This window comes from Pseudomonas sp. WS 5410, from assembly GCF_012985645.1.
GTDB classification, from domain to species: domain Bacteria; phylum Pseudomonadota; class Gammaproteobacteria; order Pseudomonadales; family Pseudomonadaceae; genus Aquipseudomonas; species Aquipseudomonas shahriarae.
In genome coordinates this window covers 24,686-48,871 of the sequence record NZ_JAAQWS010000001.1, presented here as the reverse complement: position 1 = coordinate 48,871, position 24,186 = coordinate 24,686, and the positions used below count along the sequence as shown (strand labels likewise).

Genomic DNA, 24,186 nt, shown 5'->3' with positions numbered 1-24,186 from the left:
GCCTGACCCACCGACATCGCGGGCAAGCCTGCTCCCACAGGGGTCTCAGCGAGCAGAAAATGTTCGCCACACCACAAATCAAATGTGGGGGCTCAAAGGTGCAGAAAATGTTCGCCACACCACAATCAAATGTGGGAGCTGGCTTGCCTGCGATGGCGGTGATTCAATCACCGACCCTAGTGACTGAAGCACCGCCATCGCAAGCAAGCCCACTCCCACAGCTGTAGATCCCTATCATCCGGGTTAATCGCGCTGTGCGTTTAACCGTCTTACCTATAACGTTCCATAGATTCCCACTCACGGAAGATTTCCCATGCCTCATTCGGCCACCCGCCTTGATGCCGCTCCGCCCACACCCTTCAACCTGCGCCCCCTGCTGCTGGCCAATATGGCCTGCACCATGGCGATGATGGCGTTTGTCTCGCTGATCGGCCCCATCGCTCGGGTGCTGGGGCTGGCGACCTGGCAGGCCGGCGCGGCGGTGACGGTGTCCGGTGTGATCTGGATGCTTTTGGCGCGGCCCTGGGGCCAGGCCAGTGATCGCCTGGGTCGGCGGCGCGTGCTGTTGCTGGGCACCGGGGGCTTCACCCTGGCCTATTGGGCCCTGTGCGTGTTTATCGACGCCTCCCTGCAACTGCTGCCCTCGGCCATGCTGGCATTTATCGGGCTGGTGCTCGGGCGCGGGTTGATCGGGGTGTTCTACGCGGCGATCCCAGTGGGGGGCTATGCGCTAATCGCGGACAATATCGAGCCGGCCCATCGCGCCAAGGCCATGGCCTCGCTGGGGGCGGCCAACGCCTGTGGCCTGGTGTTAGGCCCGGCGATTGCCGCGCTGCTGGCCCGCCACAGCCTGAGCCTGCCGTTTTATGTGATGGCGCTGCTGCCGATGCTCGGGTTTCTGGTGTTGCTGATGAAGCTGCCGCGCCAGGAATTGCACCTCAAACAACCGCCCAAGGCCGTCAACCTCTCGGACCCACGCTTGCGCCGGCCATTGGTCGTGGCCTTTGCGGCGATGCTCTGCGTGTCGATTGCCCAGATCACGGTGGGCTTTTTTGCCCTGGATCGCCTGCAGATGAACCCCGCCGACGCCGCACAAACCGCCGGGATCGCCCTGACCATGGTCGGCCTGGCCTTGATCTGCTCGCAATTGCTGGTGCGCAAGCTGGAATGGCCACCCCTGCGATTGATCCGCGTCGGCGCGCTTGTTTCGGCCCTGGGGTTTGCCGGGAGCATGTTCGCCGATACGGCGTGGATCCTCTGGCTGTGTTTCTTCGTCTCGGCGGCCGGCATGGGCTGGATCTTCCCATCGTTCGCCGCCCTGGCGGCCAACGCGGTGGACGCCTCGGAACAAGGCGCCACTGCCGGGTCGGTGGGTGCGGCGCAAGGGCTGGGTGTGGTGGTCGGGCCGCTGGCCGGGACCTTGATCTATGCCGTTGAACCGCGGCTACCCTACCTGGTCGCCGCTGCCCTGCTGTTGCTCATTGCACTCTGGCCGGCACCGCGCCACTAGAGGATCCGGTAAAGCAAGCGCTCGACTCGGACGCGACTGACCCGGCGCAGGAACTTGCCGACGGCTTCGGGGTAATCCACCAGTGTCTGCAACTGCTGGTAGCCCTGGATCCGCGTGGTGTGCTGGAAAATGTCCTCCAGCTCGCGGCGCCGTGGCGCCAACCACTGGCCCTGGGGATCGTCGATCAGCAAGGCGTTTTCCAGGTCCAGGCGGAAGGCCCGGGGGTTGAGGTTATTGCCGGTGAGCAAGGTATAGCGTTCGTCGACCCACATGCCCTTGAGGTGATAGGTGTTATCCCCGTCGCGCCACAGGTGCAGGTTGAGTTGGCCACTGTCGATCATGCGCTGGTGGCGCTTGGCAAAGCGGCGCAGGCTGATTTCGTAGAGATACGGCAGCGCGGCGATGATTTTGAAAGGCTCGCTGGGCGGGATGTAGAAGTCGTTGGCGGTCTTGTCGCCGACGATGATGTCGATCTTCACCCCACGGGCCAGGGCCCGGTTGATTTCCCGGGTCACCGGCAGTGGCAGGTTGAAATACGGGGTGCAGATGGTCAACTGCCGCTGGGCACTGGCGATCAGCTCGCAGATCACCCGGCTCAGCGGGTTGTTCTTGCCCACTCCCAACAACGGGCTGACCGACAACCCACCAATCCCAGCCTGGCCGGCCGTGGTGTCATAGGTCGCGTGCTTGAGCCGGCTGCGCAGGTCGCCGATGTCATTGCGCAGGCTGCGGGTGGTGGGCAGGTTGGGCAGGTCCAGGCGGTGTACCGCCTTGGCCGCCACCAGGCCGTGTTCCACAAGGTGCTGCATGGAGTCGGCCAATGACTTGTTGTGGATCAGGTGATAGCGGTCGAAGCGGTATTTATCGAACTTGTGCAGATACACATTGTTCAGGCTGGCGCCGCTGTACAGCACGCTGTCGTCGATCACGAAGCCCTTCAGATGCAGCACGCCAAACAGCTCGCGGGTCTGCACCGCCACCCCATACACCGGCACATGTGTCGGATGTGACTGAGTCATTGCCTGGTACCAGGCGCTGTTGCCCGGCTGCTTGCCCGCACCGATCAACCCGCGCTGGGCACGCAGCCAATCCACCATCACCACGATATCCAGTTCGGGCCGTGCGGCCTTGGCGGCGTGCAGCGCGTCAAACACCTCCTGGCCCGCTTCGTCCTGTTGCAGGTACAAGGCGACGATGTAGATGCGGTGTTGGGCCTGGGCGATTTGCTCCAGCAGGCAGCGGCGAAACTCGGCAGCGCCGGACAGCACCTCAATCGCGTCGGTGGCCAGGGGGAAACCGCGCAACTTGGGCAACAGGGAACGTTTGAATAACGACGGCATAGGGCTCGCAATGATCGAATCCGAAGAGCCCGAGAGCTTACACCATGGGGGTCCTCAGGTCTGCCCACTGGCCACTGAAAATAATTGATTGACCAAGAAGAACGATCGTTCTACTGTTTGCAGCATGAACAATATGACCAGCAGTGAAACCCGCGACATTATTCTGGACGTCACCGAAAAGTTGATCTATCGGCACGGCATTGCGGCCACCGGTATGGATCTGTTGGTGAAAACCGCCGGCGTCTCCAGGAAAAGTATCTACCGCTACTTTGCCAATAAGGACGAACTGGTGATCGCCGCCCTGCAGCGGCGCGATGAGCGCTGGTTGCAGTGGCTGCGCAGCGAGGTCGAGCAATACGCCGGCAGCGGCGCCCGCTTGCTCGGCGTGTTCAGCGCTCTGAAGACCTGGTTCGGCTCTGCGGACTTTCGCGGCTGCGCCTTTATCAACACCAGCGGCGAAACCGGTAACCCGCAAGACCCGGTACGTTTACTGGCCAAGGCACACAAACAGAAACTGTTCGAGTATTTGCTTGAACTGTGCGAGGCACATGGCACCCCGGCCCCGGAGCAGCAGGCCGCGCAACTGCTGATCCTGGTCGATGGCGCCATTACCATCGCCCTGATCATGGGCGATGTCACCGCCGCTGATAATGCGCAATGCATGGCGCAGAACTTATTGGCACTTTGAAAGTTGTACGGGTTTAACAACTAACGATCCAAAGGAGCAGTCAAATGACCGCCAATGCACACGTGCGTCCGCCCTTACCGCCCTTTACCGAGCAATCGGCCATTGAAAAGATCCGTCTCGCCGAAGACGGCTGGAACTCCCGTGACCCGCAACGCGTGTCGCTGGCCTACACCCTGGACACCCAGTGGCGGAACCGCGCCGAATTCGCCCATAACCGCGAGCAGGCCAAGGACTTCCTGACGCGCAAATGGGCCAGGGAACTGGACTACCGCTTGATCAAGGAGTTGTGGGCGTTTACCGGCAACCGCATCGCGGTGCGTTATGCCTATGAATGGCACGACGATTCCGGCAACTGGTTCCGCTCCTACGGCAACGAGAACTGGGAGTTCGACCAGGACGGTCTGATGTCCAATCGGCATGCGTGCATCAATGACATGCCGATCAAGGAAAGCGAACGCAAGTTCCACTGGCCGCTGGGACGGCGCCCGGATGATCATCCGGGGCTGTCCGAACTGGGGCTGTAACCTTGTAGGAGCCGGGGGGGCGTCCAGTCCTTGCCGGCTCCTGCAATGCCCGTCAATCCTGCTTCAACCCCACCTGATACAACACGCCATCCTCCTCATCCGTGAGTACGTACAGGAAACCATCCGGGCCCTGGCGTACATCGCGGATACGCGCCTTCAGTTCGCCCAGCAGGCGCTCTTCGTGGACCACCTTGTCGCCCTCGAACTGCAGGCGAATCAGTTCCTGGCTGGCCAGGGCGCCGATAAACAGGTTGTGCTGCCAGGCTTTGAAACGGTCAGCGTCGTAGAACGCCATGCCGCTGATGGCCGGTGATTTTTCCCACACATGATGGGGGCCGACCGTGCCTTCGGCTGTCTTGCCACGGGCCTCGGGGATCGGCAGCAAGGAATAGTTGATGCCGTGGGTCGCCAGGGGCCAGCCATAGTTCTTGCCACGTTCGATGATATTGATTTCATCGCCGCCACGCGGGCCGTGTTCGTTTTCCCAGAGGGTGCCGGTCCACGGGTTCAGCGCCGCGCCCTGGGGGTTGCGCTGGCCATAGGACCAAATCTCCGGCCGCGCTCCCGGCTGGCCGACAAACGGGTTGTCATCCGGCACGCGACCATCCGGGTAGATGCGCACCACCTTGCCTTGCAGCTTGTCCAGGTCCTGAGCCGTGGGCCGATCATTATTCTCGCCCAGGGTCACAAACAGATAGCCGTCTCGGTCAAACACCAGGCGCGAGCCAAAGTGATTACCGGTAGAGAGCTTGGGCTCCTGGCGCAGGATCACCTGGAAGTCCTTGAGGCCGCTCAAGTCATCGCTCAAACGGCCACGGCCTACCGCCGTGCCGGCCGTACCGCCCTTGCCGCCACCTTCGGCGTAGGACAGGTAGACCAGGCGGTCTTCCTTGAAATCCGGTGACAACACCACATCCAGCAAACCGCCCTGCCCTTTGGCCCAGACCTGCGGCACGCCACTCAACGGCGCCGATAATTTGCCATCACTGCTCACATAGCGCAGCGCGCCTGGCCGCTCGGTGACCAGTAAACCTTGCTTGTCGGGCAAAAACGCCACCGCCCAGGGATGGTCCAGGCCTTTGACAATCGGGGTCGCGGTGAGGCTGCCTTGCTCGCTGGGGAACTGTCGGGTCTCGGCGGCCAATGCGGGCAGCGCGCTTGCCAGGGCGGCAGCGCAGCAGGTCGCTAAAAGGGTTTTGCGTAGAAACATACGTGGGGTTCCTTGCGTTCAGGGCCGGCGATTGCCATTGGCATCTTGTGTCGGGGCTGAAGGTTGGGTGGCAGGGCGTGTGGGCACTGCATCCCGTTGCGGATAGCGATTGCCGATACCGCCGTTTTCCAGGGTCGGCGGCCGCGGTACCGGCGCGGTGTAGGTACCGCGGGCGGCGGGCGTATTGGGCTGGGTGCCCTGCATGCTATTGGGATTGGCCCGCTTGATCGGGCTGTTATACGGGTTGTTGTTGCCGGGCAGGTTTTGCGCCTGCAACCCGCCACTCAAGGCAAGGCCCAGGGCCAGTACTGCAAGGCTGCGTGTACGGCTGTTCATGACAAAACCTCTATAGGGCGAGGAATACCTGCATTCGATAACACGCTACGCCCTGGGTTCGGATTTGGTAACTAAATACTTTCCAGGCAGGTGTAACACGGCTTTTCGAATGCCCCTGTGCCAACCGGCCGACAGCCGAAACTTTTGCCAGCGGCTGCAGGTCACCTGAAGACCATTCCCCGTCAGGAAGCTCGGCTATGCCACGGGCAATATGGAAAGGCGCAATCAGCTTCGGCTTGGTACACATCCCAGTGTCGCTGGTCTAGGCCCAGGGCGTGGATTTCGACTGGCTGGACAAACGCAGCATGGACCCCGTGGGCTATAAGCGCATCAACAAGACCACCGGCAAGGAGGACACCAAGGACAACATCGTTGGCCATTGCGCTGTTCATGACACAGCAACTGCCGGAGCGTTTTACCGCCACCAGCGGCCCCAAAAACCGCATCGGCAAGATCTTTATCGACTACCTGCGCAATGGCCGCGGTGCCAGCACCGTCGCCGCCTATTCGGTACGCGCCCGCCCGGGCCTGCCGGTTTCCGTGCCCATCAGTCGAGATGAACTCGACAGCCTGCGCAGCGCCCAGCAATGGAATGTGACTAATTTGCAGGCGCGCTTAAACAGCCTGAAGGCTGATCCCTGGGCGGGTTACGCCAACCGCCAACGGCTCAGCAAGAAGATGTGGCAGAAACTGGGGGCCCAGCCGCCAGAATAAAGCCCCCCGCCGATGGCAAGGGGGCTGATGCTCAGATCAGGATAAAAATCACTGCCAAACCGGCAAAGATCGCCCACTTTTCCAGGTAATAGCGGGTGCGGTTACGCTTTTTCAGCTCCTTGCCCCGCAAGCGGATCTTGTACAGGCGGGTGAAGGCGCGGTTCAAGCCACCGGTCTTGTCCCCGGCATCATTGGGTGAGCCGGCGGCCGCCATGACGTTGCGGCTGAACCAGCGATTGAATGCAGCCGCCCAACGATATTTCATCGGCCGCTCGATATCGCAGAACAGAATGATGCGGTTTTGCGCCGTGGTGTTTTCGGCGTAGTGGATGTAGGTCTCATCGAACATCACCGCCTCGCCGTCACGCCAGTAATAATTCTCACCGTCCACGTTGATGTAGCAGCCTGGATCGTTGGGCGTATCCAGCCCCAGGTGGTAGCGATAGGAGCCAGCATAAGGATCGCGATGGCGGACCAGCCTGGAACCTGGCGGCAGTTCGGCAAACATCGCCGCCTTGATCGAGCCGATACTTTGCACCAGCTCGGTAGTGCGCGGGCACAGCTTCATGGCCGAGGGGTGACTGTCGCCGTACCACTTGAGGTAGAAACGCTTCCAGCCCGATTTGAAAAACGAGTTGAAGCCCACGTCGTTGTATTGGTCGGAGCGCTTGATCTCGCCGGCGCGCATCAGGTTCTGGCCTTCCTCGCGGATCTCCTGCCAATGCTCCTGGAGCGGGCTCAGGTCGGGGAAGTCACTGGGGGCAAGGTACGGCCGGCCGGGCAGCTTGGAGAACAGGTAAAGGAAGCAATTGACCGGGGCGAGGAAGGTGGAGTGGTCGCTTAATTGACGGCCCAGCTTATGTCGCACCCGGCCACGCAGATGGACATACGCAATGGACGCAACGTACAGAGCAACAATAATGAGTTTCACGAGAATTCGTCACATATCAGAAGAGTACAGGCTGCTCCGCCAGGCCCTACCGGGCTGGGGATGGAAAATGCAGCACCTGAAATCACAATTCATTAACAGACCCACGACCGTCTTGGAGACAATTCGGATAGTGGCCAATGGCAGTTATTTTAGCCATAGTTTGTAACCAAAGGTTAACTAAGAATTGTGAAAAGGTGTCTTCCGACTGTATAGCCGCGCCACCTCGAACGGGCGGTGGCGGGAGTGCCGGGCTGCGACGCAGCCCGGGAAAGGTCCGGTGTGACTCAGCCCAATGGCGAGTCATCCTTGCGTTCACGCCGGGTAAAACGGTCATCGTCCAGGCCTGAATAGGCCACAGTCTGGCGCCGCGTCAGGACCAGATGGCGAACCAGCGCAACGAACATCCCCAGCAGCAAGCCGACGGCCAGGCTCAATGCAACCACCAGGACTTTTTTCGGTTTGATCGGGCTCAGCGGCTCTTGCGCGCGCCGGTCAATGGTCACCAGTTTCAACGCACTCATATCAATGTTCAGGCCACGCAGGCGTGCCACTTCAGCACGCAAGGGCTCGACGTCCTGCAGGAAAATATCTTCATTGCCCCGCCGCTTCATGACTTCGACTTGGCGATTGACCTCCAGCAGTTGCAGCTCCTTGCCGATTTCCGCAACACGGCTATTGGTGAAGTCGTCATTGGTACGCTGCTGCAGAGCCGTACGCTCGGCTTCCAGGGCATCGGTGCCGAGGAAGTACAGGGGAATCTGCTGGTTATTGACCTCGGTACGCATCACCTGACTGGAGCCACTACGCCCGGCATCGGCCATGGACGAAGGTGTGGTCGGGTTCTTGATGCCCATGGACTTGGCAATCGAGATCGCTTCATTCAACTCTGCCAGGCGGTTGGAACGCTGCATTTTCATCTGCAGGCGCAAGGCACTGAGTTCATCTTCCAGCTGTGCGCGTTTGAGCTTGTCGCCCTCCAGCAGCTTGGCGATCTTCGATTCCTTGTCGGTTTCATAATTGGAGCGCGCCGCGTCAATCTTGCCCTTGAGCTCGGTAAGGCGGTTGTTGACGATCACCTTGAGGTCGGCGCCCACCTGCTCACGCTCTGCGGCAATGGCGTAATCAACAAAGCCGTTGAGAATCGCCACCCCGTCAATGTCCGTGGGGTATTGCAGTTCGAGACGAATATAGCTGCTCAGGGAGTCGGTTTTTTTCGGATCGGGCAGGATCAGCTTGATCGAGTTACGGTTGAACGCTTCGAAACTCTGTTCAAGGCTGCGCCCTGGCTCCTGAAACGCCTGGAACAACGCGGGGTTGGCCTTGAAGAAGCTCAGTCGTGCGTCATACGAATCCAGTTGCGCGCCGACTTTGGCCAGTGCGTCCGCTGGTGGCAATTTGTAGACTTCGGAGCGATTGAGGGCATCCAGCTCATTGATAGCCGCCGGGCGCAGCACGCTGCTGACCTGATATTCACGGGGCGCCAGCAACGCATAGCCAACGCCAATCACGCCGGCAAACAGGGTACAACCGATGACCAGTTTCTTTTGTCGCCAGATTGAGTGGAACAGATCAAATAAATCAATTTCATCGGACACCACGGGGGCTTGCACCTGGGGAGCTCTGTTCAAAATGGGGACACCCTTCTAAAAGTGGACGCTGGCTGCCCACTACACGATAGATCTGAATAACCAACTGAAAATACAGGGACAACGCCCTGGATATAGCCAATACGACACGAGGCGACGGTTATCCGACCATTGCGTCACTGAAAAAATCCCTACCGCACTCAGATTGTTTTCCTTTAGAAAAAATAATGTCATATACGGCATTGATCAGCGTAGACGACATATCGGAAACCACCGCGCTCACGATATGTCAGAATCGCTTTAAATATCTGCTGGCAAAGGAAAAAAACCGACCGCAGCACAACTTTGGGAAATTTCCTGCAAAATCTTTTAACGGAACTTGCTACGGAGCATTTCTTGCTGTTGGCGGGCCCGCCATTTACATGTCGCATCAAAAAGGATTTTTTACATGCCCTCGTCCCCTTCCCGCTCCACGCCGTGCCCGACCGAAAAGGATAAACAAGCCCTGCAAGGCACCTGGGAACAAATCGCCCTGGAAGACAGCGGCATCGCCAACCCACCGGATGAACACAGTGCGCCCGGTGCGCTGACCACAATCGAGGGGGATCAGTTTCGGGTCATGACCCAAGATGGCGAGGTATTACTGCAGGGCAGTTTTACCCTGGACGCCAGCACCACGCCCAAGAGCATCACCTGGATCGACGCCATCGGTGCCGACGCCGGAAAGCACCTGCCCGCCAGTTACACCCTGGATGATGAGCGCTTTGTGTTTATCGCGGCGGATGAAGGCATGCCCCGGCCGACGCGTTTCAGTACGACGCCAGGGCAGACAATGCGCACTTTCGTACGCCGGTCATGAACGGATGAGGGGCATTCGTTTTTGCGACAGGATTTTCACGAAGTATTCACGTTTGGCGCGCTAGGTTAGACCCAACTCCTCAGATGAATCCCTTGGCCCGCCGCCCCAGCGGGCCTTTTTTTGCCTTCAGGCCGGGCGCTTGACGGCGGTCAGGGTGTAGCACATCGGCAGTTGCGCCGGTTGGTTCTCGTACTGGTCGTAGAGCTCTTCGCGATTGGAGTGCGGGTACTCCTGCAGGTGGCTGATCTGCAAGCCTGCCGCGATGGCCGCGCTGACAACCTCGCCTAAGGTGTGCACGAACCAGTAAGACGCCGCGGCTGCGCTGTTACTCGGGCCTTCATAGACAATCGCCTCGTGCTGCACAAAAGGCTCGCGGCGAAAATATGAGGTGACCGGCAGCATCGGGTTCGGCGCTTCGGGGTCGAACACTTCCAGGATCGGATGAGTCTCGTAGATCACCAGCGTCCCGCCGTCTTTGAGGGTGCTGGCGACATGCCCCATGAACAGCCCGATATCCGGCATCCAATTCAACACCCCGATGGTGATCAGGGCGATATCAAAACGCCCCTGCAACCGCTCGGGCAAATGATGAATATCGGCTTCGATAAACTCGGGCGCATGGGGTGAGCGACTTGCCAGCTCCGCCGCCTGTGCCAGAAATGCATCGGACTGGTCGACCCCCGCCACACTGCTGGCGCCCAACCCATACAGCGACAGGCTTTCACGGCCGTTATTGCAACCCAGTTGCACGGCATCCCGCCCCTTGACGCCCACCTGCATTAACAGGGTGGTCAGGGTGGGATCCAGGCAGGAGAAATCAGGCGCGCCGACATCCGCGAGCAGGCTTTGCCAGTGCTCGGTAGCTTTGTGGTGTTCGGCGGATTCGTTCCAGGCGGCCTTGTTGCTGGCGATTGCCTGTTGAGCAGACAGCGTGTCCATTGCGTCTCCAAACCATTGAACGTGCGCACCACGATGGCGATGAGCGCCGTCAAGAAAACAGAAGGGAGTTCGCCCCGCACCGACAGCCTCGCCATCCTTGAACCGGTAAAGAGCCATCACTGCAGGGCGAACGCTGGAAACTTAATCCACGGTCATTGGATGTTCAACTGTTAACAAACACAGATCGGACGGTCGATACAGTTTCGATACAACTCGATGCTTTTTGTAAAAATTTCCGCAAAAAAAAGACAAACCAGGCACTTCCAGCGGCCCGACACGCCTGCCTGTCATATAACTCACGCCGCACATATGCGACAATGCGCGCCAAATTCCAACATACACCCCATATTTTCTGCTCGGCGACTGGGCTTCACGCCTTGATGTCGCTGTTGACGCATGCCCGTTGGCCCGGGCTCCGAATGGGTCCCGGCCCAAATAAGCGCACCCCAAGCTATTGATAGGTAAAGTAATTGATCTCCACAGCTAACATCACCATGCAGTTCGGCGCCAAGCCGCTGTTTGAGAACGTCTCGGTCAAGTTCGGCGCCGGTAACCGTTATGGTTTGATCGGTGCCAACGGTTGCGGCAAGTCGACCTTCATGAAAATCCTCGGTGGCGACCTCGACCCGTCCGGCGGCCAGGTCATGCTGGAGCCGAACGTGCGCCTGGGTAAGCTGCGCCAGGATCAGTTCGCCTACGAAGAATTCAATGTCATCGACACCGTGATCATGGGTCACGAAGAGCTGTGGAAGGTCAAAGCCGAGCGCGATCGCATCTACTCGCTGCCGGAAATGAGCGAAGAAGACGGCATGGCCGTGGCCGAGCTGGAAACCGAGTTCGCCGAAATGGACGGCTACACCGCCGAATCCCGTGCCGGTGAACTGCTGCTGGGCCTGGGTATCGGCATCGAGCAGCACTTCGGCCCGATGAGCGAAGTGTCTCCAGGCTGGAAGCTGCGCGTATTGCTGGCCCAGGCGCTGTTCTCGGATCCGGAAGTGCTGCTGCTCGACGAACCGACGAACCACCTGGACATCAACACCATTCGTTGGCTGGAAAACATCCTGACCCAGCGTAACAGCCTGATGATCATCATCTCTCACGACCGTCACTTCCTGAACAGCGTGTGCACCCACATGGCTGACCTGGACTACGGCGAGCTGCGCCTGTTCCCGGGCAACTACGACGAGTACATGACCGTGGCGACCCAGTCCCGCGAGCAGTTGCTGTCGGACAACGCCAAGAAGAAAGCGCAGATCTCCGAACTGCAATCGTTCGTCAGCCGCTTCTCGGCCAACGCCTCGAAAGCCAAGCAGGCCACTTCCCGCGCCAAGGCGATCGACAAGATCCAACTGGCCGAAGTCAAGCCTTCGAGCCGTGTGAGCCCGTTCATCCGTTTCGAACAGACCAAGAAACTGCACCGCCAGGCGGTCATCGTCGAGCGCATGGCCAAAGGCTTTGACGGCAAGACCCTGTTCAAGGACTTCAGCTTCCAGGTTGAAGCCGGCGAGCGCGTGGCGATCATCGGCCCGAACGGTATCGGCAAGACCACCCTGCTGCGCACCCTGGTCAACGAACTGACCCCGGACGCCGGTAGCGTGAAGTGGACCGATGCGGCCGAACTGGGCTACTACGCCCAAGACCACGCCCACGACTTCGAAGACGACGTCACCCTGTTCGACTGGATGGGCCAGTGGGCCCAGGGCGAACAAGTGATCCGCGGCACCCTGGGCCGCATGCTGTTCTCCAACGATGAGATCCTCAAGTCGGTCAAGGTCATCTCCGGTGGTGAGCAAGGTCGCATGCTGTTCGGCAAGCTGATCCTGCAAAAGCCCAACGTGCTGGTCATGGACGAACCGACCAACCACTTGGACATGGAATCCATCGAGGCGCTGAACCTGGCGCTGGAAAACTATCCGGGCACGCTGATCTTCGTCAGCCACGACCGTGAGTTCGTATCGTCCCTGGCCACCCGCATCATCGAGTTGAGCCCAAGCGGCGTGATCGACTTCAGCGGCACCTATGACGACTACCTGCGTAGCCAGGGCGTGGTGTTTTAAGGGCCGCCAATAGCGGTTAGCCACACGCTGCAAGTAAAAGCCCCGTCAGCAGTGACGGGGCTTTTTGCATTTCCAGGCTCGACCAACGGCGCGTCAGGGCCGATGATTGTTAGCCTGCTTCCTTTTCTTCCACGCCCTTGCCATGATGCGTTCACCGCCCTGCCGCGAATGAGCCTCCATGCCAGCCGCCCCCAGCTCCCTGTCGATCACCCTGCAGATCGTCTCCATCGTCTTCTATACCTTTATCGCGTTTATCTGCATCGGCCTGCCGATTGCGGTGATCCCCGGCTACGTCCATGAACAACTGGGTTTCAGCGCCGTGGTGGCCGGCGTAACCATCGGTTCGCAGTACCTGGCCACCCTCCTCAGCCGCCCCATGGCCGGGCGCATGTCGGACAACGTCGGCACCAAGCGCGCGATCGTGCTGGGCTTGAGCGGTATTCTGCTCAGCGGTGTCTTGACGTTTTTTGCCACGCTGCTGCACAGCCTGCCCAGCCTGAGCCTGGGGATTCTGCTGGTCGGTCGCGTGTTGCTGGGCGTGGCCCAGGGCCTGATCGGTGTCGGCACCATCAGTTGGTGCATGGGCCAGGTCGGCGCCGAACACACCGCGCGCTCGATCTCCTGGAACGGCATCGCCTCCTATGGCGCCATCGCCATTGGCGCGCCGCTGGGCGTGGTGATGGTTACGCAATACGGTTACAACAGCCTCGGTCCCGCGCTGGCCGTGCTGGCAGCCCTGGGCCTGGTGCTGATCCGCAAAAAAACCTCGGTTCCGGTGGTGCGCGGCGAGCGCCTGCCGTTCTGGGCGGTGTTCGGGCGGATCGCGCCGTTTGGTGCCAGCCTGTGCCTGGCGTCCATTGGCTACGGCACCCTGACCACCTTCATTGCCCTGTTCTACCTCAATCGCGGCTGGACCGGCGCCGCCTGGTGCCTGACGGTGTTTGGCATCTGCTTTATCCTCTCGCGCCTGCTGTTTATCTCGAGCATCAGCCGTTTTGGCGGGTTTCGCGCGGCGATTGCCTGCATGACCCTAGAAACCCTCGGCCTGACCCTGCTATGGCTCGCGCCCTCGCCCGCCATTGCCTTGATCGGCGCCGGCCTCACCGGGTTTGGCTTGTCGTTGGTGTACCCGGCACTGGGCGTCGAAGCCATCAAACAGGTGCCCAACAGCAGCCGGGGCGCCGGGCTGAGTGCCTATGCGGTGTTTTTTGACCTGGCGCTGGCGATTGCCGGACCGCTGATGGGTGCGGTGGCGTTGAACCTGGGCTACTCGTGGATTTTCTTTTGCGCGGCGCTACTGTCCGTCACGGGCCTGGGCCTGACCTGGCTGCTGATGCGCCGGGCCTACTGATCCGCAGTCTGCATCCCGGCCCGCGAGTGCTGGCCGAGGGTGCGACTGAAAAATCGTCCGGCCTCGGAGATCAGGTCGCGGTGAATACCCTCGCGGTCCACCCCATCGGCATCGGTACAAAGCACCGGCATCAGCGCCAGTTGCTCGTCATCGCAAGGGGCCATGAAAATAAAGTGCCCAGCTCCGGCCAACAGTTTGAAATCCGGCGGCTGCGGCAGCTTGCGCGCCAGGGCGGCGGCGTTTTTATCCACGGCTACCAGCTTGTCGCCATCGCCGCTGTACAGCAGCACCGGCACATGCACGTCGCCCAGGGTCTGACGACCGAACATCAGGCTGAGCGGCACCATCAGCATCAACGCGTGGATCCGTGGGTCGGCCTGGGGTTGCAGGTCATCGCGGTCGACCACCAGCTCGCCCTTAGAGGTACAGGCGTCGCGGTCTTCAGGACGCTCCTGGCAATAGCGGCGCAAACGCTCGAAATCCGGCTTGGCCCCGGCCAGGATCAGCGCCGTCTCGCCGCCCGCCGAATAGCCGATCACCCCTACCTGGCCCACGTTGACGAACGGCGACAGCATCGGGTCGCCCAGGGTCGCGGTAATCGCCGCAGAAATCTGGATCGGCCGGCCATACAGGTTACTCAAGGTACCCAGGCGGCTGTGGTCCTTATAGTTGTCGCCCGGGTGCAGCACGGCGACCACCACAAACCCCTTGCGCGCCAGCGACGTCGCCAGGTCGTGCAAAGCCAGGGGCGTGCCGGTGTTGCCATGGGACAGCATCAGCAACGGGAAGCGGCCGATGGCGACCTTGGCGTCCTCGGCGGCGGCGACGCGATACGCCCCCACCTGACTGAGATGTTCATCACCCGTGGACGGATAAAACGCGATGGCTTTCATCGGCTGCGAATCCAGCGGGTCAAGAAAGCTCATGCGGTGATAGCCCACGCTCCAATGGGGGTGCGGGGCGACAGCGGCGTGCACTGAAACGAGGCCGCCGAGCAGGGAAACCAGCAAGACTGCACAAAGACGCATCATGGGGATGTCCACCTGTGCTGGGTGACGCCTGCAGGCCGATGCAGCCTCGGGCGGTATGACCCGGTGTTGCATAAGCTGCGCCATATTCGCCGGTTCAAAACAAAAAACTCCGTATTCCGCCAGCATTGAAGCTAGCAGAATACAGAGTTTAGACAGCCCGAATCAGATTGAAAGGCGCTCGTGCTTACGCCGCGACGAACAACTGCTCGCTGATCAGCGCATTGGCATCGTTCAATGCCTTGCTGCGTGCTTCGTCACCATAGGCCAGGCCGTGGGCACGTACGAACTCGATATCAGTGATACCGAAGAAGCCCAGCAGCACTTTCAAGTAGTCCTCGTGCCCGACGCCGGTCGGTTGGCCAACGTGCAGGCCACCGGCGGTGGAGACCACGATGACTTTCTTGTTGCCGCACAGGCCTTGCGGGCCGGCTTCGGTGTAGCGGAACGTCTGGCCAGCGACGGCAATGCGGTCGATCCAGGCCTTGAGCTGGGTGGGAATGGTGAAGTTGTACATCGGCGCGGCGATAACCACCGCGTCGGCAGCCAGGAACTCGGCCAGGGTCGAGGCGCTCAGGTCGGCTTCGTGCTTCTGTACGGCATCACGCAACTCGGCGGCGGTGCCCAACGCGCCCAGGGTAATCCCGGAAAAATGGGTGATACCTTCGCTGGCCAGGTCACGGTAGGTCACTTCGACACCCGGCTCAGCCGCCTGCCAGGCCTTGACCACTTCGCCGCTCAACTGGCGGGATACCGAGTTGTCACCGAGGATGCTGGAATCAATATGCAAGAGTTTCATGTGGGATCTCCAAGTGAGGATCGCCACCGGCGATCTGATGGGGAGAATCCTACAGATCAATCCAATAGCCGATTAGCCAGTTAAAATGCGATAGTTCGTCCCACTGACAGGACAATAGGCCCAACATGCAAGACCTCAATGACCTCTACTATTTCGCCAAGGTGGTGGAAGCCGGTGGCTTCGCGGCGGCAGGCCGGCTGCTGGGCATCCCCAAGTCGCGGCTGTCGCGGCGCATTGCCGAACTGGAAGAACGCCTCGGCGCCCGTCTCTTGCAGCGCACCACCCGGCAACTGACCCTGACGGCCGTCGGCGAACGCTACCTGGGGCACTGCCAGGCGATGCTGCTGGAAGCGGAAATGGCCGACGAAGCCGTGGTCAACATGTCCAGCGAACCCCGGGGCCGGCTGCGAGTCAGTTGCCCAGTGGGCCTGGCCCACGAAATCCTGCCGACGGTGGTGGCGCAATTCCTCGCGGCCCACCCGCTGGTGCAACTGGAGATGATGCTGATCAATCGCCGCGTCGACCTGGTGGCCGAGGGTGTAGACGTAGCTTTGCGTGTGCGCGAGTTGGGGGACGAAGACCCACTGCTGGTGACCCGCCGCCTGCGTCAGGCGCAGACGGCCATGGTCGCCAGCCCCGAGTTTGTGCGCGACCGCCAGATCAACAGCCCGGCCGACCTCAAACACCTGCCGGTATTGGGCGCCCTGGAAGCCGACCGTATGGTCCACCTGCGTATGCTCGACCCTGCCGGCAATGCCACCGATCTGGCGATGGAGGCCCGCCTGGGCATCGACGACTTCCTGGTGCGCAAGGCCAGCGCCCTCGCCGGCCTGGGCTTCACCGTGCTGCCCATGATGTATTGCGAGCAGGAGCTGGAAAGTGGCCAACTGGTGCAACTGCTGCCCGAGTGGTCGCTGCCCGGTGGCTGGCTGCAAGCGGTGTACCCGCATCGACGCGGCGTATCCCCAGCGGTGCGCGCCTGGATCGACTTTCTGGCCCATGCCTTCAACAGTTGCGGAGATCGACTGCTATGAGTACCCGGAGCATGACCGAAGACGACGTCGCCCAGTTCTGCCTGGGCTTGCCCGGTGCACGGGAGGATTACAAGTGGGGCGGTGTGCGGGTGTTCTCGATTGCCGGCAACAAGATGTTCGCCCTGCAGAACCTGCGCGGCGACTCCCTGGCGTTCAAGGTCGACAAAGAACTGTTCCTCGGCCACGTCGACCGCCCCGGCATCCACCCGGCGCCGTACCTGGCGCGGGCGCAGTGGATCATCATGCAGCTGCCCTACCCACTGGGCGGCGAAGAACTGCGCGGCTTGCTGCAGCGCTCCCACCAGTTGGTGGTGAGCAAACTGCCCAAACGCACGCAGATCGGCCTGAGGCTGGACGAGTAAGCCAGTCCAGGTCGTCTTGTACACAACTTGATCATCGATATATGCACATACCCCGGTGGGCGCAGCTTCGCTCTCAAGCCCCACGCGGCTAGAAGACTGCCAGCAGCGTGCCGCCCAGAAACAACTGATCAATCCAGAACACCTGGTGCAGCAACACAATCAGCCAGAACACCACTTGATAAGACACCTTGCGCGTCTTGTGCCGGAACACCTGCTGCGCAACCAAGGCACCCGGCCAACCACCGGCCAGCTCCATGGCATGCAGGATCTTCTCCGGGGTGCGCCAGCTATCGCTCTGGGCCTTGCGCTTGTCGCTCCAGTACAGGCAAAACGTCACCACGCTGACCAGGCCATAGGCCGCCAACGGGATCAGCGACACCCCGCGATACGCCAGCAGTGCCGCGCCAAACAACGGCACGGCACACAACAGTGCAAACACCACAGCCTTCAAGCGCAGATGCTGGATTGTCATCACGCCTTGGCCGCCGCCCAGTCAATCCAGCCGAACAGCCAGGTGGCCAGGATCAGCAAACCGAACGCAATGCGGTACCAGGCAAACACTGCATAGCTGTGGCTGGCGATGAACTTGAGCAAGCCACGCACTGCAATCATTGCGAAGATGAACGAGACCACAAAACCGACGGCAAACACCGGCAGATCCGCAGGCTGGAACAGGTCACGGTACTTATAGCCCGAGTACACCGCCGCCCCGACCATGGTCGGCATCGCCAGGAAGAACGAAAACTCGGTGGCAGCCTTGCGCGACAGGCCAAACAACAGGCCACCGATAATGGTCGAGCCGGAACGCGACGTCCCTGGAATCATCGCCAGGCACTGGGCAAAGCCCACTTTCAAGGCGTCTTTCCAGGTGATGTCATCGACGGTTTCGGCATGGATGACATGCTCGCGACGCTCGGCCCACAACATGATCACCCCGCCGATCACCAGCGCAGTGGCCACCGTGATCGGGTTGAACAGGTATTCGTGGATCAGGTCGGCAAAAATCACCCCCAACACCACCGCCGGCAGGAAGGCGATCAGCAGGTTGACGGTAAAGCGCTGGGCGTTGCGCTGGGTCGGCAGGCCGGTCACCACGTCGAGGATCTTGCGCCGGAATTCCCAGACCACCGCCAGGATGGCGCCCAGCTGAATGATGATGTTGAACGCCATGGCGCGCTCGCCACCGAAGTTGAGCAAGTCGGCGACGATAATCTGGTGCCCGGTACTGGAGATCGGCAAGAACTCCGTCAGCCCTTCGACAATGCCAAGTATCAATGCCTGAAAGGCGGTCCAAAGATCCATTATTCCCCCAAAGGTCATGCGACGGCATGCCTCGTTGATATTTTCTAGGTGTTCACTAACGATGAGCACGCGGCAAGGCCGCGCGCAGGATCAAGGCTGACCTGCCAAAATTCTGTGAAAAATCAGGCAGTACTCAGGTTTTTTGATTCCGGGCCGAAAGCCTATCAGACAAGCCCGGATTTCGCTTCGCGTTATCACTGGCCGATCAACGCAGCACCGAAAATTATAAGAACGCGGAGTGACAAGACTATGAACAGTTTGCGCAATATGTCGATCAGCCGGCGCCTCTGGATGATCCTGATAGTCGCCGTGTTGATGTTGATGACCCTGGGTTTGCTGATGCTCAAGCAGATCCACGACGACCTCTACCAGGCCAAGAGCCAGAAAACCCAGCATGTGGTGCAGACTGCCAGCGGAATTCTGAATTTTTATCACGGCCTTGAAACCACCGGGGTGCTGACCCGCGAGGCCGCGCAGAAACAAGCCTTGAGTGTGGTGCGCGGCCTGCGCTACGACCAGAACGACTATTTCTGGATCAATGACCTGACGCCGGTGATGATCATGCACCCGGCCAACCCCAAGCTCGACGGCCAGAACCTTTCGGCCATCCGCGATCCGGACGGCTTTGCGATCTTCAATGAGTTCGTCACCCTGGCCAAGGCCAAGGGCGTCGGCATGGTCGATTACCGCTGGCCGAAACCCGGCGCGGCTGAGCCCGTGGCCAAGACCTCCTATATCCAGTTGTTCGAGCCCTGGGGCTGGATTATTGGCTCCGGCGTCTACGTGGACGACGTACAGGCACAATTTCGCGGCCAGGTCTGGAAAGCCTCACTGATCGGCCTGGGCATTGCCCTGATCATGGCCCTGCTGGTGGTGCTGATTGCCCGCAGCATCGTGCGCCCGCTGCAGGAAGCGGTGCATGCCATGGCCAACATCGCCAGTGGCGAAAGCGACCTGACCCGCAGCCTCGACACCCATGGCCAGGACGAAGTCACGCAACTGTCCCGACACTTCAACACCTTCACCGCCAAACTGCGCCAGGTGGTCAGCCAGTTGCAGGTGTGCGCCAATGCCCTGGCCCAGTCGTCCGCCGAGCTGGGCAGCAACGCCAGCCAGGCCCATGACCGCAGCCAGCAACAATCCCAACAAATGGAACTGGTGGCCACTGCCATCAATGAAGTGACCTACGGCGTCCAGGACGTGGCGAAGAATGCCGAGCACGCCGCCAGCGAAATGCGTGACGCGCAGACCCAGGCCGAACAGGGCCAAGTCAATATCGACGGCAGCCTGCAACAGATCGACGCGCTGTCCGGCACCATCAGCCAGGCGGTGGAAGTGATCCGCACCCTGTCCACCGAAAGCACGCAGATTGGCGGGGTGCTGGAGGTGATTCGCTCGATTGCCGAGCAGACCAACCTGCTGGCTCTCAACGCCGCCATCGAAGCTGCCCGCGCCGGCGAACAAGGCCGTGGTTTTGCCGTGGTCGCCGACGAAGTGCGCCTGCTGGCCCGGCGCACGCAAAAATCCACTGCCGAAATCCAGAACATGATCGAGCGCCTGCAAGGGCATTCCGAAGCAGCGGTCAAGGTCATCAGCGACAGCCACCAGGCCTCGCAACTGACCATCGAACAAGCCGGCCAGGCGGGCGCCAGCCTGAATGCCATCGGTCAGGCCCTGCGCAACCTCAACGGCCTGAACGCCTCGATTGCCAGCGCGACCCTGCAACAGGCCCACGTGGTGGAAGACATCAACCAGAACGTGACCCAGGCCGCCGGCCTGTCCCACAGCACTGCGCTCGCGGCCCAGCAATCGAGCGAGGCCAGCGTGCATCTGAAGGACTTGAGCGAAGAACTCAACGGCCTGCTGCGCCAGTTCAAGGTCTAGCCCTCCTCCCGACAGCAGCCCGCTCGCCACAGCGAGCGGGTTTGCCACAGCAATCCCTCTTCCCATAATTAGCCCCCGGCCTGGACAGGATTTTGCCCGGCCGGTTGGGTACAATCGCCCCCCTCTTCGACTCTTCCAAGGAATCCCATGTCCGGGCTTGAACTGTTTGCCGCCGCGCTGGGGGTGATTGCCGTCTGGTTGACGGTCAAGCAGAACCCGTGGTGCTGGCCGATCGGCCTGGTCATGGTGCTGCTGTACACCTGGGTGTTCTTCGAGGTGAAGCTGTATTCCGACATGCTGCTGCAAGTGGTGTATGCCGGCCTGCAGGTCTACGGTTGGTGGCAGTGGACCCGTGCCGGCGAGGTCAAGCAAGGGCGTCAGGTCAGCAGTCTTGGCAGCCAGGCTATCCTCCTGAGCCTGACGGTTGGCGCAGCCGGCAGCCTGTTGCTGGGCGCCGCTATGGCGCACTGGACCGATGCTGCACAACCCTGGCTGGACGCCGCCCTGACCGGCTTCAGCCTGGTGGCGCAGATGTGGATGGCGCAAAAACGCGTGCAATGCTGGGCACTATGGATTGTGGTCGATGTGATTTTTGTCGGCCTGTTTGTCTACAAGGGGCTGTACCTGACGGCCGCGCTCTATGCCCTGTTCACAGTGATTGCCGTACAAGGCTGGCGCGAATGGCGCGCCGATCCGGCGTTGCGCACATGAAGGTGCTGGTGATGGCAGGCCCCGAGTCCAGCGGTAAAAGCTGGCTGGCCGAGCAGTTGCAGGCGCATTTCGGTGCGGTGCTGGTGGGCGAGTATGTGCGCTATTTCATCGACCACTACCAGCGTGATACGACCCTCGCCGACATCCCGGACATCGCCCGTGGCCAACTGGCCTGGGAAGATGCCGGCCGTGCCCGGCAGCCGCAACTGCTGATCCTCGATACTCACCTGCTGACCAACAAGCTGTGGAGCCTGACGCTGTTTGGCGATGCCCCCGCGTGGCTCGACGAGGCACTGCTGGCCCGCCATTACGACCTGCACCTGTTGCTGTCACCCGAAGGCATTGGCTGGACCGCCGACGGTCAACGCTGCCAGCCGGACCTGGCCGACCGCCGGGCCTTCTTCCAGGCCAGCCGCGACTGGCTGGAGCAGCATCAGCAACCTTACAAGGTGATTGGCGGGGATTGGCAGGCACGCCATGACCAGGCGTTTGCCGCCGTGGCGCACCTGCTCGGCCAATAAAGCCCCTACTCGTGGATCAGCTGCCGTTGATACTGTGGGTCAGCCTTGATCTGCTGTTCGGTAAACGGCAACGGGCTGAGCTTTTTCGCGGAAAACGCCTGGGTCTGGTCCTTGAAGTACGGCGACGCCGGATCGCTGGACAGTGAGAACGCCAACACGCCTTCCGCTTTCGGCCCCTGGTCGTCGAAGGTGACGATCTGCAAGTAACTGCTGCCGCTGACCACCTCACGCTTGCCATCGGCCCTCGGCACGCTTTGCATGGCGTTGTAGATCCCCAGTTCCTGCGGGCCACCGTGCATCGGGGTGCTGCCCGAGACCTGGATATCGCCCCAACGAGTGCCTTCTTTCAACCCCGATTCACTCACCTGCGCCATTGACGCCAGCATTGCCTCACGCAACGCCTTGGCCACCTCCGGCCGCTCGATGAGCAACCCGCGCGGGGTGGTTTGTGGGTGGTCCGGGTCGAACGCAACGCGCCACACCTGCGGCACTTGCTGCAGGTGCTCCATGACCTGGAAGAAATGCACCAGGCCCAGGCCGCTGTCGAGGTTGGCCTTCTGGTCCCAGTCCTTGAGGCGGGTACACAGGGTTTTCAGGGCGGCATCCGTCTGTTGCGCGCAGAACTTGAGCAGATCCGGCATCACCTGCCCAGCCAGGTACACCTGGTTATCCAGCACCATGTGTTGCAAATCGGCGACGGTGATCGGCTGTGTGTCCAGGTCCTGCAAGCGCTGCAAGGCAAAACGCGAACGTGCGCCCAGGGCAATGTGATCCTGGCTGACCACCGGCGAAAAGCCGGCCAGCGGGGCCTTGGGGTTGGCCATCCAGGCCGAATCGTTGGAGTGCTGCACGTAGTCCCGGCGCGCCAGTTGCGGCAGTTGATCAGCGGCGAAGATCCCCGGCTGGGCGGCGCGCGGGTCGATATCCCAGGCACAGGCACTGTGGGCACCGTCAAGCATGATCATCTGCAGACCGGCACGCGGGTCGCTGCATTGTTCGAGTTTTTTTGCACTGACGTTCGGCACCACCGACAGGTTCATATACAGGCTCTGCCCCTGATCGTCCGCCGCCAAGGTGTTGACCCAAGGAATCCCTTGCAGGCGGTGTACCGAGGCTTGCAAGTCCTTGAGGCTGCGGGCCTGGTTCATCGCGTACCACTGCTGCAGCACGCGGTCATTGCCCAGGTTGGCGTCGCGCAGGCTGAAAGCGTATTGCCCGTTCCAGTCGAGCTTGCCCGGCCATTGCACCACGGGCCCGAACTGCGAACTGTAGACCGTTTGGGTGTGGGCCTCGGCGCCCTTGACCTGTACCGTTACCTGGGTTTTCTGCAGTGGGATCGACTTGCCGTCGAGCAAATAGCGGGTCGGGTCCTTCGGGTCCAGGGTCAGGCGATACAGGGTGAAATGCTTGGATGTGTCCACCGTATGGGTCCAGGCCACATGCTGGTTGAAGCCGATATTGACCACCGGCAGGCCCGGCAAGGCGGCGCCCATTACGTCCAGCTGACCAGGAATGGTCAGGTGCATCTGATAAAAACGCATGCCGCCGATCCACGGGAAATGCGGGTTGGCCAGTAACATGCCGCGCCCGTTGAACGAGCGCTCGCTACCCACCGCCACCGCGTTGCTGCCGCGATCCAGGGCAAAGCGTTGCTGCTTCAAGGTGGCGACCTCAAACGCTCGCACATCGCTCTGCACCGCCACGCCTGGCTGGGGTGGCGTCGCCCCCGCCAAGGCCTCGGCGAATTGCCCGACACCACCTTCCACCAACAATCGGCGGGTCAGCTTGACCAGGTCATCGGTCGTGATCGGCCGCACCCAGGCGCCCTGGCACTGCATCGGTCGGTCCTTGGCCCCGCGCTCTTGCAGGTAGCGGTTGTAACCCGCCGCATAGCCGGCAAGACGCTGCTGCATCTGCGGGGTCTGTGCCTTCCAGAAAGCCGTCACTGCTTCGGGCGTATTGAGCCAGGTAAAGAACACATCGCTGGTCAAGTTGTTGCGCTCTTCCAGGGTCGCCTGCTCGGCACCGAAGTAACGAGCGCGCTGGCCATTGACCGTGACCACTTCGTTGGCCAGCAGGCACAGGTTGTCCTGCGCGTAGGCATAGCCGATGCCATAGCCCAGGCCGCGCTCATCGTTGGCGCGGATATGCGGGATACCAAACCCGGTGCGGCGGATATCGGCGCTCAGTGTGCCCACCTGCACGTCGCTCACCTGGCGGGCCGTCGCACACAGGCTCACCCCCAGCAACACACCCGCCACGCAAACCCTGGACAACCCGTTGGAAATAATCACGCAGACCCCATCATCAAGCCAAATTGAACGCCCAAGGCGGGGCCGACTCGCCAACACCAGCCCATGGATAAAGACGTAGAAATCCGCAGAAATTTAGGCCGCGCGCGCCTTATTTACCGGCGCCAGGAAGGTGACAGACGTAAGACCGAAAAAATTTATCCGGCTTGGACTTCATGATTTGCGTGGCTCATACGTCTTATTAACTA

22 protein-coding genes and 2 pseudogenes are annotated in these 24,186 nt (G+C 60.9%); 13 read left to right on the top strand and 11 right to left on the bottom strand.

The annotated features are described in order from the left end of the window. The first annotated feature begins 313 nt into the window (after positions 1 to 313). A complete protein-coding gene (locus HBO24_RS00230; RefSeq protein ID WP_057444795.1) occupies positions 314 to 1,510 on the top strand; it encodes an MFS transporter in 1,197 nt (398 codons plus the stop codon). On the opposite strand, the gene pssA is transcribed toward HBO24_RS00230, so the two are convergent. After that, a complete protein-coding gene (pssA, locus tag HBO24_RS00225; protein WP_170059090.1) occupies positions 1,507 to 2,850 on the bottom strand; it encodes a CDP-diacylglycerol--serine O-phosphatidyltransferase in 1,344 nt (447 codons plus the stop codon). The two genes, HBO24_RS00230 and pssA, sit on opposite strands and share 4 nt — an antisense overlap. Before the next feature lie 124 nt (positions 2,851 to 2,974). Between pssA and HBO24_RS00220 the strand changes: the two genes are divergently transcribed. Together HBO24_RS00220 and HBO24_RS00215 are read left to right on the top strand one after the other, a co-directional pair. Further along, positions 2,975 to 3,538 carry a TetR/AcrR family transcriptional regulator gene (locus tag HBO24_RS00220; protein ID WP_057440110.1) on the top strand — a complete coding sequence of 188 codons (564 nt, stop codon included), beginning with the start codon at positions 2,975 to 2,977 and terminating at the stop codon, positions 3,536 to 3,538. Between the two features lie 44 nt (positions 3,539 to 3,582). Further along, complete coding sequence (locus HBO24_RS00215) at positions 3,583 to 4,062, top strand: nuclear transport factor 2 family protein (protein WP_057440109.1); 480 nt, start codon at positions 3,583 to 3,585, stop codon at positions 4,060 to 4,062. Positions 4,063 to 4,114: 52 nt separating this feature from the next. On the opposite strand, the gene HBO24_RS00210 is transcribed toward HBO24_RS00215, so the two are convergent. Beyond that, positions 4,115 to 5,272 (bottom strand): PQQ-dependent sugar dehydrogenase, encoded by a 1,158-nt coding sequence (locus tag HBO24_RS00210; RefSeq protein WP_170059089.1) that lies wholly within the window; start codon positions 5,270 to 5,272, stop codon positions 4,115 to 4,117. An 18-nt stretch (positions 5,273 to 5,290) separates the two neighbouring features. Next, positions 5,291 to 5,608 carry a hypothetical protein gene (locus HBO24_RS00205; RefSeq protein ID WP_120732947.1) on the bottom strand — a complete coding sequence of 106 codons (318 nt, stop codon included), beginning with the start codon at positions 5,606 to 5,608 and terminating at the stop codon, positions 5,291 to 5,293. A 197-nt stretch (positions 5,609 to 5,805) separates the two neighbouring features. Here HBO24_RS00205 and HBO24_RS00200 point away from each other — a divergent pair. Together HBO24_RS00200 and ligD are read left to right on the top strand one after the other, a co-directional pair. Next, positions 5,806 to 5,982, top strand: a pseudogene (locus tag HBO24_RS00200) (Ku protein); the annotation flags it as partial. Between the two features lies 1 nt (position 5,983). Next, positions 5,984 to 6,322: pseudogene (ligD, locus tag HBO24_RS00195) on the top strand (ATP-dependent DNA ligase); the annotation flags it as partial. 31 nt (positions 6,323 to 6,353) lie between these two features. Here ligD and lpxO read toward each other — a convergent pair. Both lpxO and HBO24_RS00185 read right to left on the bottom strand, forming a co-directional pair. Beyond that, complete coding sequence (lpxO, locus tag HBO24_RS00190; protein ID WP_057440106.1) at positions 6,354 to 7,253, bottom strand: lipid A hydroxylase LpxO; 900 nt, start codon at positions 7,251 to 7,253, stop codon at positions 6,354 to 6,356. 284 nt (positions 7,254 to 7,537) lie between these two features. Further along, positions 7,538 to 8,881 carry a Wzz/FepE/Etk N-terminal domain-containing protein gene (locus tag HBO24_RS00185; protein ID WP_170059088.1) on the bottom strand — a complete coding sequence of 448 codons (1,344 nt, stop codon included), beginning with the start codon at positions 8,879 to 8,881 and terminating at the stop codon, positions 7,538 to 7,540. Positions 8,882 to 9,287: 406 nt separating this feature from the next. Here HBO24_RS00185 and HBO24_RS00180 point away from each other — a divergent pair, with 406 nt between their 5' ends. Beyond that, entirely contained in the window at positions 9,288 to 9,698 is a 411-nt protein-coding gene (locus HBO24_RS00180) for a TIGR03067 domain-containing protein (protein WP_115128154.1), read from the top strand. Between the two features lie 126 nt (positions 9,699 to 9,824). On the opposite strand, the gene HBO24_RS00175 is transcribed toward HBO24_RS00180, so the two are convergent. Next, positions 9,825 to 10,637 carry a class I SAM-dependent methyltransferase gene (locus HBO24_RS00175; RefSeq protein ID WP_170045611.1) on the bottom strand — a complete coding sequence of 271 codons (813 nt, stop codon included), beginning with the start codon at positions 10,635 to 10,637 and terminating at the stop codon, positions 9,825 to 9,827. A gap of 470 nt (positions 10,638 to 11,107) precedes the next feature. Between HBO24_RS00175 and HBO24_RS00170 the strand changes: the two genes are divergently transcribed. Together HBO24_RS00170 and HBO24_RS00165 are read left to right on the top strand one after the other, a co-directional pair. Beyond that, on the top strand, positions 11,108 to 12,694 hold the full coding sequence (locus HBO24_RS00170; protein WP_071610063.1) for an ABC-F family ATPase: 1,587 nt from the start codon (positions 11,108 to 11,110) through the stop codon (positions 12,692 to 12,694). A 178-nt stretch (positions 12,695 to 12,872) separates the two neighbouring features. Then, positions 12,873 to 14,045, top strand: a complete 1,173-nt coding sequence (locus HBO24_RS00165; protein WP_170059087.1) for an MFS transporter — start codon at positions 12,873 to 12,875, stop codon at positions 14,043 to 14,045. On the opposite strand, the gene HBO24_RS00160 is transcribed toward HBO24_RS00165, so the two are convergent. Both HBO24_RS00160 and HBO24_RS00155 read right to left on the bottom strand, forming a co-directional pair. Further along, on the bottom strand, positions 14,039 to 15,076 hold the full coding sequence (locus tag HBO24_RS00160; protein WP_170059086.1) for a dienelactone hydrolase: 1,038 nt from the start codon (positions 15,074 to 15,076) through the stop codon (positions 14,039 to 14,041). The two genes, HBO24_RS00165 and HBO24_RS00160, sit on opposite strands and share 7 nt — an antisense overlap. Positions 15,077 to 15,260: 184 nt before the next feature. Next, entirely contained in the window at positions 15,261 to 15,872 is a 612-nt protein-coding gene (locus HBO24_RS00155) for an FMN-dependent NADH-azoreductase (RefSeq protein ID WP_169961015.1), read from the bottom strand. Between the two features lie 125 nt (positions 15,873 to 15,997). Here HBO24_RS00155 and HBO24_RS00150 point away from each other — a divergent pair, with 125 nt between their 5' ends. Continuing rightward, the gene (locus HBO24_RS00150; RefSeq protein ID WP_057440099.1) at positions 15,998 to 16,906 is read left to right on the top strand and encodes a LysR substrate-binding domain-containing protein; all 909 of its coding nucleotides are present in this window, start codon (positions 15,998 to 16,000) and stop codon (positions 16,904 to 16,906) included. 11 nt (positions 16,907 to 16,917) lie between these two features. After that, positions 16,918 to 17,268 carry an MmcQ/YjbR family DNA-binding protein gene (locus tag HBO24_RS00145; protein ID WP_057440098.1) on the top strand — a complete coding sequence of 117 codons (351 nt, stop codon included), beginning with the start codon at positions 16,918 to 16,920 and terminating at the stop codon, positions 17,266 to 17,268. A gap of 88 nt (positions 17,269 to 17,356) precedes the next feature. Here the strand turns inward: HBO24_RS00145 and HBO24_RS00140 are convergent, their stop codons facing one another. Together HBO24_RS00140 and HBO24_RS00135 are read right to left on the bottom strand one after the other, a co-directional pair. Further along, positions 17,357 to 17,740, bottom strand: coding sequence for a DUF1294 domain-containing protein (locus HBO24_RS00140; RefSeq protein ID WP_057440097.1), 384 nt, complete (start codon positions 17,738 to 17,740; stop codon positions 17,357 to 17,359). Then, on the bottom strand, positions 17,740 to 18,570 hold the full coding sequence (locus HBO24_RS00135; RefSeq protein WP_170059085.1) for an undecaprenyl-diphosphate phosphatase: 831 nt from the start codon (positions 18,568 to 18,570) through the stop codon (positions 17,740 to 17,742). The genes HBO24_RS00140 and HBO24_RS00135 overlap by 1 nt, the downstream gene beginning before the upstream one ends. 249 nt (positions 18,571 to 18,819) lie before the next feature. On the opposite strand from HBO24_RS00135, the gene HBO24_RS00130 reads away from it, so the two are divergent. From HBO24_RS00130 to HBO24_RS00120, 3 genes are all read left to right on the top strand, one after another. Continuing rightward, complete coding sequence (locus HBO24_RS00130) at positions 18,820 to 20,454, top strand: methyl-accepting chemotaxis protein (protein ID WP_170059084.1); 1,635 nt, start codon at positions 18,820 to 18,822, stop codon at positions 20,452 to 20,454. A gap of 147 nt (positions 20,455 to 20,601) precedes the next feature. Continuing rightward, positions 20,602 to 21,165 carry a nicotinamide riboside transporter PnuC gene (gene pnuC / locus HBO24_RS00125; RefSeq protein ID WP_170059083.1) on the top strand — a complete coding sequence of 188 codons (564 nt, stop codon included), beginning with the start codon at positions 20,602 to 20,604 and terminating at the stop codon, positions 21,163 to 21,165. After that, a complete protein-coding gene (locus HBO24_RS00120; RefSeq protein ID WP_115128148.1) occupies positions 21,162 to 21,686 on the top strand; it encodes an AAA family ATPase in 525 nt (174 codons plus the stop codon). The genes pnuC and HBO24_RS00120 overlap by 4 nt, the downstream gene beginning before the upstream one ends. A gap of 5 nt (positions 21,687 to 21,691) precedes the next feature. On the opposite strand, the gene HBO24_RS00115 is transcribed toward HBO24_RS00120, so the two are convergent. After that, positions 21,692 to 23,980, bottom strand: a complete 2,289-nt coding sequence (locus tag HBO24_RS00115) for an acylase (RefSeq protein ID WP_170059082.1) — start codon at positions 23,978 to 23,980, stop codon at positions 21,692 to 21,694. Between the last annotated feature and the right edge of the window lie 206 nt (positions 23,981 to 24,186).